Source organism: Undibacterium paludis (assembly GCF_022568815.1).
GTDB lineage: Bacteria > Pseudomonadota > Gammaproteobacteria > Burkholderiales > Burkholderiaceae_D > Undibacterium.
Genome location: NZ_JAKZHX010000010.1, coordinates 172436 through 186369, shown reverse-complemented (window position 1 = coordinate 186369; position 13934 = coordinate 172436). Strand labels below are relative to the sequence as shown.

Here is a 13934-nt window from a genome sequence, read left to right as displayed (position 1 = left end):
CAGGTGTCGGGTTTCGGAAGGTACATACTCTTGATGCGCAGGAGTGCACAAATGCCCGCCCTGGCGCAGACAATCCGCGTCTTGCTCCACGTTTTGCGTCCGCATGGATAGTGATATTACCAATATTGCAACAAAATATTCAGATGTAAAAATTACATTGACAAAAAATAAAATTAATATCAATATTTAAATTCTCGAATGGAAACGTTTCCAATTAAATGTAAATGAAATGGCGATTAAGCAGGAATTTTAAGCAGGAATTAAATGGAAGCCAGTTCGGGAATTGATATCAATGGTCTTTGCACACGGTCCAGACAGACGTTTATTGACAGTGCTTTTCTATGTCAATCCGTCTCATTCATTCTTTAAATTGAACAATACGGAGGCACGATGAAACAGCGGGACAATCATCTCAACAGACTTAAACACAGCTTCACACTGACAGCCATCACCGCCAGTATCTTGCTGGCCTATGGCCCGCAAGCCAATGCCAGCGTCACCAATCCTGTGATAGGCAAACTGCTCTGGTCAGAAGAATTCAATGGCGCCAGCCTCAACAACAGTTTGTGGACAGCCTATGACGGCAATGGCTGCCAGATCAATCTGTGCGGCTATGGCAACCAGGAACTCGAATACTACAGCCCCAACAATGTCTCGATACAAAACGTTCCCTTTGAACCCGGCACGCGCGCATTGGCCATCCAGGCAAAAAACCAGGTCATAGGCAGCAACGTCTTCACCTCTGGCAAAATTTCGTCTGCGGGCAAAGTACAGGTCCAGTACGGCATGGTGGAAATGCGCATCAGCACACCGCAGGTCGGCACAGGGCTGTGGCCCGCTGCCTGGATGCTGGGCACCAGCCCGCAAACCTGGCCACGCAACGGCGAAATCGACATCATGGAAATGGGCCATAGCAATGCCGGCAGGGCACTGGCTGGCTATCCGGCCATCAACAATTATGTCGGCTCCAATGTCATCACCTATCAGGACGCCGCCTGCGTGCCGGGCAACCCCAGCTGCGCCGCTTCAACTGCATGGCAAACCAAGAACTGGTACATCGCCTCAACCCCTTTGATCAACCGCTTCGTCACCTACCGTCTGTACTGGACCGATACCCAGATGCGCTTCACCGTCACCGATAACGGGGTAGAACGCGATATGTATCAAAACCCCTTGCCCGTCAATTCCACTTCGCTGCAGGCACCGTACTACCTCTTGTTCAACCTCGCTGTCGGCGGCAATTTCACTGATGCGGCAACGCCTGCACAAGTCACCACACCCTTGCCTGGCACCATGTATGTCGATTATGTGCGCGTCTATGAACTCGATGGCAAAGGCTCGGTAAAAGTCGGTAACCCCAATGTGCCCGAGGTTGGCAAATTTGGCGTCTTCACCGACCTGACGGCCGTCAATAACAAACAGACGGTAGGCGTCAGCGCCGACGTGTGGAACTGGAACCAGGCATCGATGTCAGCAGGCACGACCGCACCGTATGAAGGCGGTAACGTCATCGCCTGGAACTACACTGCTGCCAACCAGTGGTTTGGCAGCAGCATACAATCACGCCAGGCGCATGACATGAGCAACTATAGAAACGGCACGCTCAAGTTCAAGATCAAAATCCCCGCCAACGTCTCCTTCAAGATCGGCATTGGGGACACCTATACCAACCAGGGCGCTGTCACTTTCCCTGCAAACGTGGCCACCTACGGCCTGGTACGCGACGGCAACTGGGGCACCGCCACCATCCCCATTTCTGCACTCGCAGGCAACCTGATCGCCCTGCAATCCATGTCTGACCTGTTCCAGATTTTCAGCGTTGACGGCAGCCTGCCCGGCAGTACTTTCCAGTGGGCGGTTGACGATATTATCTGGGATACTGGTGTACCGACTCCAACGCCGACACCAACCCCTACACCTACGCCTACGCCGACACCCACTCCAACCCCAACGCCGACTCCTACGCCCACACCGACCCCCACGCCTACGCCCACACCGACCCCCACGCCTACGCCCACGCCTACGCCGATTTCAAGCAGCGCCACACAGATCAACGCAAGCACGCTGCAATTTGGTATCAATACATCGTCGTGGGCAGACGTGCACTACACAGTCAATGGCGGCGGCCAGCAAAACTTTCGCATGACGCAATCCGGCGGTAACAACAGCTATACAGTCAGCGGGCTTAAGGCGGGGGATCTTGTGAAATACAGTTTTACTTATTGGGATGTTGCGAAGAACTATGCGGTTGATACGGGGCAGCAGAGTTTTACGATGAAGTGATTTTTTGGGAGGATGAAAGGAACAGTCGTGAAGGTTTTGCGGCTGTTCTTTTGATCGCAAGATGTGTGCGAATTATTCCCTGCAACACCTTGATGAATATTGACAGGCACAGGTGGATTCCCTGTCCAGTTGTCATGAGCAAACAATGGTCGGATTGTTTATTGTGCAGGAGGTTTGTAATTACGCACCCAAAATGCCAATGTACTCAAAGTCTTGTGTGCATACGATGAAGATGCATCGTCAATCAGTTCTTCAACCGCTTTCATGACAGTATCTTGCCCAAATTCACGACACAGATACCAGGGGACTTCTTCGACACTGAGATTCCAGTTATCTAATAGAGCGGACAAAACTTCTTTGGCTGGTAAATGACAAGAATGCTTGCCTGTCCATAGTAGATAACCGGCAAGTTCCTGTTCATCGAAATTGTCACCAGCATCCGTCGGTGTAGTAAATACAGCTAGTGCTGCTTCCACTGCTTCAACAGCAGGGAGTTTGTTGTAGAGGCGGGCGAGGTAATCCGTCTGCTGTACATTACAGCTGCCGAATTTGCGGGCGCGTTCTTTGATTTGTCTGGTCAAGTCCAAATTTTCACCTTATACGCTTTACAAATCTAACTCCGCTCCACGCATGCGCAGCCATTCTTTTCGGTCACGATAGTCAGGTAATACCTTGTCCACTTCGTTCCAAAATACTTCCGAGTGGTCACGATGGTGCAAATGGCATAACTCGTGAACGATGATGTAATCGATGATAGTCAATGGTGCCATAAGACACTTCCAATGAAAGTGTAAATCACCGTTTTTAAGGCATGATGCCCAGCGATAACCGATATCTTTGATGTGAATAGACCCAGGCGACTTGCCTACCTTACTTGCAAAAAAAGCGACGCGCTTTTTGATTCTGGCCAAGCCTTTTTCTAAATAAAAAGCTTCAAAAGCTTTATGTGCGGCCTCACTACCCCCCACTTCAATGATAGAGCGCAATAGGCAAAAACGACCATCTTTCAGTTTTAATGGTTCGTCTTGTTCTTTTACTAGTTCCAGGCGATAACTGCTGCCCAAATATAAAAATGATTCACCACTGACCCATTCGCGCGTTACTCTGGTGGCATTCAGATCGCGCCAATCTGCAAGGTTGCGGTAGATCCACATGCGCTTTGACAGTACTGTCTCATCTACCTGTTCCGGCGTCATCCGAAGTGGGGGGCGTACTGTGATCATACCGTTGCGTTCAATTACAATATCTGTCGTCTGCCTGTCAGCTCCCGGTAGTAATTGGTATTCGATATCACGTACTTGTCGTAGCTGCATTTAATTACCCCCAGCTTTTAGGTTACGTATCAACTCATTGTGGCGATTTTTTGCCAATTTCATGATTTCGACTGTGACGCGCTCACGGTTTTGCTTAAGCTCATCTATAGTAGTTTTAGCGATTTCAGTTTTCAGAAGACCACGCACGCGTTTTTGTTTATCCGGATTTTGCCAGAAATCAACGCTGGCTATAGTTTCTTGTAATATCTCAACAACGGTTTCCATCAATGCCTTAAAGCTCGGTTTATCACTAACTTCGACAGTTGCATTGGCAAACCCCACCTGAATGATATGCGCGTAGAAAGTGGTCGCCTCTTTTCCCATGCCATCTTCTCCCTTTTGTCGACCAGTGATGACTTCGGTGCGTAGTTCTGCCAGTTTTTCAGCAAGCAAATCCCACTCGTCCTGATGTTTCTCTATTAATGCGTCAATTTTTTCAGACAGGCTTTTGTAGAAGGCAGGGTCTTCGTCATGATGCACAGTGCAATGCTTGCGGATGGCATGTTCCATTTCACTGGCTTTGGCTTCATTGTTCTGGCCAGAATGCGCCGCCAATTTTTCCATGAAATCTTCTGACAATAACTCTACAGGGGGCACTTTGGGATTAATGCCCAGGCTGATCAGATGCTCATTGATCAGTGCCTTTACCTTCTCACCTGCATTGCCCAAATCCAGGCTGCTGTCCTTGTAGCGTTCTTTGCAAACTTGCAGAATGTAGCCAAACCGTTTAACTGGTACACGGAATGTTTGTGCTGCACTGTGTGGCAAAATGATATCCATGCTCATCAAGAGTTTCTTGAAATATACCTCAAAGTCAGCACGCTGTTTTTCATCTTTTAGCGCTTTCACTGCGTCATGAACTACTGCTGCGTCTGCATCAAGATCAGCCAGTTTTCCGTTAACGAAAGGTTCTATGTTCTTGACGCCCAGTGCAACAAAGTGCTGAATAAGTCGTTGATAGCGCTCATCCAGAATGGGCAATTCTGAGCTGATGTTTTGCATACTATCGTGTAATTCTTGCGATTCGTCGCTAGCCGCGTACAGTGTTAACGCTTCTGTCAGATGATTAGCCAGACCGATATAATCGACGACATAGCCGCGGTGTTTGCCTTTTTTAACCCGATTGGTGCGAGCTATCGCTTGCAATAGACTGTGTTCACGCAGTTTTTTGTCGATATACATGACCTGCTCTATAGGGGCATCAAACCCCGTCAACAACATATCACATACGATCAGAAATGCTATACCCGTATTTTCTTTGTCTGGCTCATCCAAATCAAAGCTGCGACAAAAGTTCTCGACGGCATTCAGGCGTAGCGCTTGTTTTCGCGCATTCGAAATATAGGCTGCTTCGTTCGTGCCATCTGATGACACAAGTACTGCTGTTTTTAAAAACTGCAATTTTTTGATGAGCTCAATATCTGGTATGGCCTTAAGTTTTTCTTGCTCTATTCGTTCCAGCAGCGCTGCTTTGATACCGACTTGGTAACGCACGCATGCCAGCTTGGAATGGCATACCACCTGTGCCTTGAAACCATTTGGCAGAATGTTGTCGATATAGTGCTGAACCAAGTCCTTGGCAATTGCATTGATGCGATTTTCAGCTTCCAGAATATCGCCAGTTGCACCATATTTTTTTTTGATGACTTGTAATTCTTCTTCACTGCGGTCGCGAAACAAATCCTCAAAAGCTTCATCGAAAGCGTGCTTTTCGTTTAACGCACTGTCAGCTGTTTTACCTTCATACAGAATCTGCAAGGTTGCGCCATCATTGACGGCATCCATTAGTCTGTAAGTATCAATATATTCACCAAAACGCTTATTGGTTTTTTTCTCTCCATGACGTTCATGCTTTAACGGCGTACCAGTGAAGGCAATGCGTGTCGCGTTGGGAAATGCTTCAAACAGATTGTCACCCAGGTCTGAGCTTTGCGTGCGATGCGCCTCGTCAATCAAGAGAATAATGCGATCTGAGGTATTCACTGTCCCAAAAGTCTTATTCGCTGGCATTGCAAGGTAAGTGCCCAAGGCTTCGGCCACTGTATTGCTCAGGGTTTGTTTGTGTTCCTGAAACTTATGCACCATCACCATATTGATGTCTGAACTGTCCGTGGCCAGATGGTTGCGCAGGCCCTGGCGGGTCTCGATCACATTTACCCGTCCACCGATCAAGGTTGCCGTGTCACCCAATTGTTCTTCCAGATCCTGTCGGTCATTCACCAGTACGATCTTGTAATCATTCAAGTCGCGGCTGGCACGCATCATCCGCGCCAAAAATACCATCGTCAATGATTTGCCCGACCCCTGGGTATGCCATACCACACCGCTGCGACCCATGGCAGTCTCGCCCGTGCGCAGGCGCTCCATGATTTTATTTGCAGCACGGAATTGCTGGTAGCGACAAACCACCTTTACGCGAGCGCCACCATCCGTATCCATGAAGACTGCACTGCTGCGCAAAATTTGCAACAGGTTGGCCTTGTTTAACATACCGGCAACTAGTTGCTGTTGAGCATTCAATCCCTTGAGTGCTGCATCATCCTGCGGGTACAAGGTCTTCCAGGCGTAGAAATGCTCTTCGCCTGAACTGATGGTGCCGTAATCAGCTTCTAATCCACAAGTGCGGATCAGCATCAGGTTACTCTGGAAAAGGCGGGGTTCACCTTCTTTCAAGCCCGCAGCTTCGGTTTCCACGCGTTTGCGCATATAGCGCTGCAATTGCACAAAAGCTTCCTGCATGGGGTTGGCACAGGTTTCAGAACCTTTTTTGCATTCCACCACCACCAAAGGGATACCATTTACAAACAACACAATGTCTGGAATGATAAACGCCTTCACGCAACCGGGCGTATCAATACGGAATTGGTTGATCGCATGAAATTGATTATTTTCCGGGCGCTGAAAATCGATTAACCTCACCACAGGATCAGCCTCGCCAGTCAGTTCATTGGCGTCCACTTGCGCCTTGAACAGTAGTGCCTGAATTGCTTCATTCACCTCCAGTAGCGTGCGATTGGACTGGCGTTGCAGTTGTTGTGCAAGCTCTTCCAGTTGGCTGTCTGTCAGCCAGGTACTTCCTTCATCTGTCCGGTTGATGGTGCGTATGGTTTGCTTGAATACCTCAGGCAGCAGGAATTGCTTAAAATTCATGCGCAGGCTGGGCGCAGCATCCTGTGGAATGCCAGAACTCTGGTCAATCACCGTCCAGCCCTGTGCGGCTAGTTGCTGCAAAAACGGTTGCTCAACCTCGCTGTATTCGCTCATTCTGCATCGCTCTCAGAGGTGTGGGTGTCCACCAGCTCCTGTTCCAGTTGTTCTATGCTGGGCAAGCTGGTTTGCAACTGAGCAGGCAGGGATTCTACCAATTGGTATTCGGCTATCCCCATAGGGCGGCTGCTGTCATGCAGTGCATATTCAGCCACCACCTTATTCTTGCTTTTGCATAACAGCAAGCCTATGGTGGCTGCGTCTTGCTCCTGTTTAATCTGCTTGTCCACTGCCGTCATGTAAAAGCTTAACTGGCCCAGGTGCTCAGGTTTAAACTTGCCAGCCTTGATCTCGATAACTACATAACAGCGCAGCTTGAGGTGATAGAACAACAGGTCAACAAAAAAGTCGTCACCACCCACTTCTACATGCACTTGCCGTCCCACATAGGCAAAGCCTGCACCCAGTTCCAGTAAGAACTGGGTGATGTGGCGAACCAGTGCCGCTTCTATGTCGCGTTCTTCAGCCTCTTTACCCAGGCCCAAAAAATCTAGCCGGTAGGGGTCTTTCAGTGATTCACGCGCCAGTTCAGATTGTGGTTGCGGCAGACGGGTCGCAAAATTACTCAGTGCAGCGCCTATCCTATCTTTTAACCTGGTTTCTATTTGTATTACCAGTATATTGCGCGACCAGCCATGCTCTATCGCCTGGGCCAGATACCAGTCACGTTCTTCACGGGTTTTGAGCTTGTCGATTAAGGTGCACAAATGAAACCAGGGCAATTGTGCAGCAGCCTGCTGCACAAATTCAGCTTCTGGCCACGCCTGTGCAAAAGCGCGCATATATTTCAGGTTGCGCGGAGAGAAGCCTTTCATGTCAGGAAAAGCATTGCGCAAGTCCTGTGCCAGACGATCTACTACCCTGGCACCCCAACCCTGTTGTTCCTGTCTTGCCAAAATATCGCTGCCGATTTGCCAGTACAACACAACCAGCTCGCGGTTGACAGCCAGTGTCGCACGTTGCTGTGCGCTATGGATACGGCTTTTCAGATCAAGCAACCACTCGGCATAGCCTGCCGGTGGTGGCGTCAGGGAAGCAGGGTGGTCGGTATTCATGTGCTTGTTTCCAGCTCAGGTTCGTCGACTTTTACTGGGACTTTGCCTGTGAGGAGGTCTTGCATCAGGCCTAGTTTCTTGAGTCGAAGTTTCATTGCTTTTTTCTGTTCGCTTTGCAATCTGCAATTTGCTTGATTCGATAATTCAATTATCCTATCTTGTTCCTTGATATTTGGCCAAGCAAAAAAAAGTTGACTTAATACTTCGCTATTTGCCACGTCGCGCCCACCACTATTAACGTGCGCCCGAATTTGAGCCTTTATGCGAGTATCATCAGCTAACATCATTTGAAGAAAGTCAGCGCGGGCGAGAGACTCGTCAATCGCAATACGCATCAGATTTGATGACATAATCCAACCAGCTTGATCCTCGCGAACAACAACCGATCTACCTACATCAGCAACGCGAGAAAACACGACATCTCCTGGTTTTAATTGGAAGTCAATCAAGCGTGCGGCATCTTTATCATCAACAAAGAACAATTCGTCGTAAGTGAAAACTCCGGCACCTAAAGCGCCGATTGTAATAACAGGATGGCCGTGGGTGCGCCAATGCTCTCCTTTCAGTGCTGAGCCAAACGGCCCCGTCCTTAACCAGCTTGTGCTAGATCTACCTTTTGAAGCAAGTCCCTTCACATCCCATTCGTTGGGAATCCACCCAATCGCAGTTTTTTGATATAGCTGCGGTGCTTCGCTGCGAGGAGGGCGCAGCTGCCCGTTAGGTAGCACGCCACGAGTGAATAGATCGTGCATCAGGCCGGTCTTGATCTGTTGATATTTGCTGATTAGAACTTCAGTTTTGTCGATCGCGGAATCAATGGCCGTGAGAATTGAGGCGATTTTTCTCTGAGCTGAAACTTTTGGAATATATGCAACCGCCTTGATCAGGTCTTTTGTTGAAAGATGTTTTACAGTTGTAGCAGAAGTAACATCATTGACTTTCTTTATGAAGGGGCCGAGCCAATGGAATAAATAATCCAATGTTAGGATCGATTCATTTGGGACTTCAACTTTTAGAACTCGTTGATTTAACAGAGCGTCAACACCAAGCCATTTTACAACGTGAAAGTCACCATCCATACCAACAAGGATATCCCCCTTCTTAATTAAATATCCAGACGGAATATACCCTTGAAAATATGTTTCTGTGCTTGATTCTAAGATATCTCTTATCCTAATGAGAGGAGTTCCCTCATTAGAAAATTGGGACGATGCAAAAGGGAATCCACTAGTGAGCTTTAGTTGTTTTCCAATGAAAACTTCCTTGAAATCACTCATACCCCAACTCCGCCAAATATTCCTGTAAAGCCTGTGCCGCTTCATCACGCGCAGCCTCAATTTGTTTGGCAGTTACTGCATATTTACTCCATAGATTTTCTATCGCGACAATGCAGGCGCGCTGATCGGCACGCAAATAGTGCTGATAACTATCAAACAATACCTTACCAAGACGCTTGACAATGATCACGCGGGCTTCGCTTTTGCTGATTTTGAGGCGGGCTGCTTCTACCAACGCATCACGGTTTTGTTCTGTGCTCTTTATCAATACCTTGAGGTTTTTTGCTTCGTCTTCCAGTTTTTTGTGGCGGGCCAGTTGTTTTTCTATGCATTCAGCTTCTTGCTGATGGTTTTGCCAGTCGCCAAAGGCGGTGTCGCGCTTGGCCAGTTTTATCATGCCCCTGGCTTCTTTGAGGCTGGTTTTGAGAGTCTTGACTTCATCCGCAGGCAAGACACCAGTGTCGTCGCTATCTTCGAAATCTTCTTCACTTGCGGCAGCAAACAGGGCTTGCAGTTCTGCCAGTCTGGTGTGTTGTTGTTCCAGCTCTGCCAGCACATCAGGGAACTGGCTTTGTAATATATCTTGATCAGGGATCAATTCTGCACCCCAGCCACTGGCGGCTATGGATTTAAAATCAGAGGCAAGCAATTTATAGTAATTGGCAAATGCACCGCGCACCTGATAACGCGTCAGCAGATGCTGGCTGGCAAAAGTACGCTCTATGCTGTCCAGCAGGGTAGCGCGCATTTGATAGACATTGGTGGTTTTACCATGTTGATTGTCAGCGTCTGGCGCCAGTGCCTCAACGATGGGTAAATGTTTTTGCCACCATTTTTCTAATACGGTCATGAATTTGGCTTGCCGCTGCAAAACGCCAGGGTGTTTTTTGACATGGTCTGCGATGGCGCGCTTGTCTTGTATGGCTGTACTAAAGTCAGCATACGCAGTGCCTGGAGCACAATTCGTGCGCGCTACAAAGCAGCTTTCACGCAAGCCTTCATAGTTTTGCCAGAAGTGGTTTAAGGCATCAATTTCGCTGACGGGCACACCACCTTTCAAATGAGCACGCACATCATGTGGTTCGGGTGGTGGGGCATTATCAACATAGCGGCGGATATTGCAGTTGTAATCTTCAGCCCTGATTTCACTGACAGGAACGCGGCGTGCATAGGACGGTATATCCTGACCGGCACGGTAAGCATGGACGATCTTGTCTATGTCTTCTGGGCGCAAGTGGTTTTGCGCTTTGCCATCACGGTATTCTCGGTCAGCATTGATAAAAAGCACATGGTCACGCTTTGCAGCACCCGCCTTGTTGAGTACCAGTATGCAGGCCGGGATACCGGTGCCATAAAACAGATTGCCTGGCAAGCCGATGACAGCTTCCAGCACGCCTTTGTCGATAAAGTGCTGGCGTGCCTCACGCTCTTCGCCACCACGGAACAGCACGCCATGCGGCATGACACATGCCATACGGCCATTGCCGTCAAGCACGGCTAACATATGCTGTACAAACATCAAATCTGCTTTTTTGCCTTTTTCTGGCATCCAGACATTGAATCGACCTGGGTAGGCAATGCTGACTTTTTTCTTGGTGCCGCTGCCATCATCCTTGGATTGGGTGCGTGCATAGTTTTGGCTAAAAGGGGGATTGGCCAGCACGCGGCTAAAGCGCTTGAGTTCGTTGTTTTGCTCTTTGTGTTGTGGGTCGGTCAATGTATCGGCATTGCGTATATCAGCATGTGAAATACCGTGCAGTAACATGTTCATTTTGCAGATGGACCAGGTGGTTCCCATCTTTTCTTGCCCATACAGAGAAAGCTCAGTTGGGTTTGCACCGCACTCACGCAAATAATCGCGCGCCTGTATGAGCATACCGCCCGACCCCACCGTTGGGTCATACACACTCATGCCTTCTTTGGGATCACAAATTTCTACGCAGATACGCACGACTTCTGCTGGCGTATAGAATTCACCGGCCTTTTTACCTGCAGAATCGGCAAAGTGCTTGATTAACCATTCATAAGCGGCACCTAGCAGATCTGGAAATTCAAAGTCTTCGTCCTTGAGCGGAATTTTTTCGAAATTCTGGATGAAATCAATCAAGGTGTCGTCATCAAGGGTATTCTGGCCTATCTTGCGGTTGAAATTGATGGTTCCTTTGAGGACATCTTGCAGTGCATCCGGGTTTTCTTCTTCCAAAGCTTCCAAAGCCTTGTTGAGCATGGAGCCAACATTTTCTTTGGTGTGTTTGAGAGCTGGTTGCTGATTACCTTTGTCATCCGTCCAGGTTTCATTCCAGCGCGCCCGCGGTGGCACAAAAAAATATTTACCTGAATACTGGTCCCTATCTTCCAGATTGATTGCGATATCTGCATCTGACAAGCCTGCTGCTTTGCCTTCGCGTTTGATTTCCGCCCTGCGTTGGTCAAACAGATCACTGGCTCGCTTCAGAAAGAGCATGCCAAAAATATATTCTTTATATTCACTTGCATCCATATTGCCGCGCAAATCATCGCAGGCGGTCAGTAATAGATTTTCGAGACGCGATAAAGTCAGTTTGTTATGAGACATTGATACTTGATTCCTCGGGGAATATGGAAAACATGCAGTAATTTAGCATTGCTAAAAATTTGATTACAAGAATTTTTCTTTGCTAATTACGGTTGATGTTTGTGCATCTTCCAAAATACTTGAAGGCAAATTGAAAAATAAAAAAACCACCCAAAAATTTGGATGGTTTTTCGTATTCTGGTGGAGACGGCGGGAATCGAACCCGCGTCCGAAAGCACTCTACAGACAGTTCTACATACTTAGTGCTGCCATTTGATTTAACCCTGACGACGCGGACGCACACGCTGCGGCAGGACGAGTTACCTATTATTTAATCAAGAGTCAAGTAACCCGGCTCAAGACGATTCCATATGAATGTCCTTACTGCTGTTGCCAGCCCACCCTATGGACGAGGTGGTGTAAGGTTAGCCGGTATTAAGCGGCTAATGCGTACGAGTTATCGTTTGCAGTTATATAGTTCAGATTGTATTTACGAGGTAGTCTGGCCTCGGTATGCCCTGCGCTGCTTTGCAACCCCCGTCGAAACCAGGTCGTCCCCAAAGCTTGATCAGTATACTCCATTTAGGGGCGGTCCTGCATTATTCAAGAGGCGATGGCCTGCAAATGTTTGGCGCGGACCAGTTCCAGCAGTTCCAGCGGGCTGTCGATGATGGCGTCGGCTTTCCATTGCTTGGGTTCGGTCGCGCCGCAATAACCCCAGGCGGCGGCGATGCTGGTCATGCCGGCGGCTTCGGCCGCCTGGATGTCGCGCAGGTCGTCGCCGACGTACCAGCAATGCTCTGACCGTATGCCCAGCTGCCTGGCTGCTTCCAGCAGGGGGGCAGGGTGGGGTTTGGAATGCGGTGTGGTGTCGCCAGAGATGACGCAGCGTGCCTCCTGCAGGTCCAGCAAGGGGATCAGCGGGCGGGTAAAGCGCATGGCCTTGTTGGTGACGATGCCCCAGCTGATGCCCAGAAAATCCAGTCCCTTGAGCAGGTCAGGTACTTGCCGGAAGAGCTTGCTATGGACGGCGATGGCGGATTCATACTGGTTCAAAAACTCTGCGCGCATGGCTTCAAAGTCGGGGTGTTCGGGTGTGATGCCAAAACCGGCGCCGAGCAGGCCGCGTGCACCGGCAGAGGCAAAGGGGCGCAGGCTGAGGTAGTTGGCCTGTGGTAGTTGACGGTTTTTACGCATGACGTTGACGGCGGCGGCCAGGTCGGGTGCGGTGTCTGCCAGGGTGCCGTCCAGGTCAAAAAGTATGGCTTGTGGAGTTTGCATGTTGCTGGGACTGGTCAAAAGTAGGTGCGGCATGATGCTGCCGCACATCTGGTTATTCTGGTTCGCTGGTGTGCAGTTTCAATATCGGTGTACGGATTGATGCAGTTCCTGTTCACAGCGGACGGGTGCAGGCCACCATGTAGTTGACGCTGGTATCTGCATTAATGGAATAGATTTGGGTCAAAGGGTTATAACTCAAGCCCTTCATGACCTGTAATTGCAGCCCTGCATTGCGTATGTCTTGCGACAGCTCGGCCGGGGTGATGAATTTGCTGTAGTCATGGGTGCCCTTGGGCAGCATTTGCAGCAGGTATTCAGCGCCGATGACGGCAAACAGGTAAGACTTGAGGTTGCGGTTAAGGGTGGAGAAGAAGACATGTCCGCCAGGTTTGACCAATTTTGTGCAGGCCCTGATGATGGAGGCCGGGTCGGGTACGTGTTCCAGCATTTCCATGCAGGTGACCACATCGTATGCGCCAGGTTCGGCTTCTGCCATGTCTTCGGCGGCGATTTTTTTATAACGCACGTTGATGCCGGATTCCAGGCCATGCAGGTCGGCGACTTTGAGTGCCTTGTCAGACAGGTCGATGCCGGTGACGTTTGCCCCTTTTTTTGCCATGGATTCTGCCAGTATGCCGCCGCCACAACCTACGTCGATGACTTGCTTGCCTGCCAGCGGCGCATGCTGGTTGATCCATTCCAGGCGCAGGGGATTAATTTCATGCAGGGGTTTGAATTCTGAGGTCGGGTCCCACCAGCGGTGGGCAAGTTCACTAAATTTCTGGATTTCTGCGGGATCAGCGTTCAGGGTGGACATGATGTGAAGTGAGTGGCCGGTAAGGGCGTAAGCAGCAAAGACGCTATTGTAGGTCATTTGCAGCAGAACCACATTGGCGAAAAATAA

The 13934-nt window shown here is 49.3% G+C and carries 9 protein-coding genes and 1 other RNA gene; 1 reads left to right on the top strand and 9 read right to left on the bottom strand.

The window, feature by feature from the left end:
• Window positions 1–390 precede the first annotated feature (390 nt).
• Complete coding sequence (locus LZ463_RS18170; RefSeq protein ID WP_241457227.1) at window positions 391–2283, top strand: glycoside hydrolase family 16 protein; 1893 nt, start codon at window positions 391–393, stop codon at window positions 2281–2283.
• Between the two features lie 158 nt (window positions 2284–2441).
• On the opposite strand, the gene LZ463_RS18165 is transcribed toward LZ463_RS18170, so the two are convergent.
• From LZ463_RS18165 to ubiG, 9 genes are all read right to left on the bottom strand, one after another.
• Complete coding sequence (locus tag LZ463_RS18165) at window positions 2442–2864, bottom strand: hypothetical protein (protein ID WP_241457226.1); 423 nt, start codon at window positions 2862–2864, stop codon at window positions 2442–2444.
• A 24-nt stretch (window positions 2865–2888) separates the two neighbouring features.
• Entirely contained in the window at window positions 2889–3596 is a 708-nt protein-coding gene (locus tag LZ463_RS18160; RefSeq protein ID WP_241457225.1) for a M48 family metallopeptidase, read from the bottom strand.
• Entirely contained in the window at window positions 3597–6860 is a 3264-nt protein-coding gene (locus LZ463_RS18155) for a type I restriction endonuclease subunit R (protein ID WP_241457224.1), read from the bottom strand.
• Window positions 6857–7918: a PDDEXK nuclease domain-containing protein gene (locus LZ463_RS18150; RefSeq protein WP_241457223.1), complete on the bottom strand. Its 1062-nt coding sequence runs from the start codon at window positions 7916–7918 to the stop codon at window positions 6857–6859. Before LZ463_RS18150 ends, LZ463_RS18155 begins: the two co-directional genes overlap by 4 nt.
• A complete protein-coding gene (locus LZ463_RS18145; protein ID WP_241457222.1) occupies window positions 7915–9195 on the bottom strand; it encodes a restriction endonuclease subunit S in 1281 nt (426 codons plus the stop codon). The genes LZ463_RS18150 and LZ463_RS18145 overlap by 4 nt, the downstream gene beginning before the upstream one ends.
• Window positions 9188–11770: a type I restriction-modification system subunit M gene (locus LZ463_RS18140; protein ID WP_241457221.1), complete on the bottom strand. Its 2583-nt coding sequence runs from the start codon at window positions 11768–11770 to the stop codon at window positions 9188–9190. Before LZ463_RS18140 ends, LZ463_RS18145 begins: the two co-directional genes overlap by 8 nt.
• A gap of 178 nt (window positions 11771–11948) precedes the next feature.
• Window positions 11949–12308, bottom strand: a transfer-messenger RNA (tmRNA) gene (ssrA, locus tag LZ463_RS18135).
• Window positions 12309–12352: 44 nt separating this feature from the next.
• Entirely contained in the window at window positions 12353–13063 is a 711-nt protein-coding gene (locus LZ463_RS18130; protein ID WP_241457220.1) for an HAD family hydrolase, read from the bottom strand.
• A 79-nt stretch (window positions 13064–13142) separates the two neighbouring features.
• Window positions 13143–13847 carry a bifunctional 2-polyprenyl-6-hydroxyphenol methylase/3-demethylubiquinol 3-O-methyltransferase UbiG gene (ubiG, locus tag LZ463_RS18125; protein ID WP_241457326.1) on the bottom strand — a complete coding sequence of 235 codons (705 nt, stop codon included), beginning with the start codon at window positions 13845–13847 and terminating at the stop codon, window positions 13143–13145.
• Window positions 13848–13934 lie beyond the last annotated feature (87 nt).

What these genes read in the sequence shown, in the direction of transcription:
- LZ463_RS18170 (WP_241457227.1), top strand. Translation starts at nt 391, where the DNA reads ATGAAACAGCGGGACAATCATCTCAACAGACTTAAACACAGCTTCACA.
- LZ463_RS18160 (WP_241457225.1), bottom strand. Translation starts at nt 3,596, where the DNA reads ATGCAGCTACGACAAGTACGTGATATCGAATACCAATTACTACCGGGA.
- LZ463_RS18155 (WP_241457224.1), bottom strand. Translation starts at nt 6,860, where the DNA reads ATGAGCGAATACAGCGAGGTTGAGCAACCGTTTTTGCAGCAACTAGCC.
- LZ463_RS18150 (WP_241457223.1), bottom strand. Translation starts at nt 7,918, where the DNA reads ATGAATACCGACCACCCTGCTTCCCTGACGCCACCACCGGCAGGCTAT.
- LZ463_RS18145 (WP_241457222.1), bottom strand. Translation starts at nt 9,195, where the DNA reads ATGAGTGATTTCAAGGAAGTTTTCATTGGAAAACAACTAAAGCTCACT.
- LZ463_RS18140 (WP_241457221.1), bottom strand. Translation starts at nt 11,770, where the DNA reads ATGTCTCATAACAAACTGACTTTATCGCGTCTCGAAAATCTATTACTG.
- LZ463_RS18130 (WP_241457220.1), bottom strand. Translation starts at nt 13,063, where the DNA reads ATGCCGCACCTACTTTTGACCAGTCCCAGCAACATGCAAACTCCACAA.
- ubiG (WP_241457326.1), bottom strand. Translation starts at nt 13,847, where the DNA reads ATGTCCACCCTGAACGCTGATCCCGCAGAAATCCAGAAATTTAGTGAA.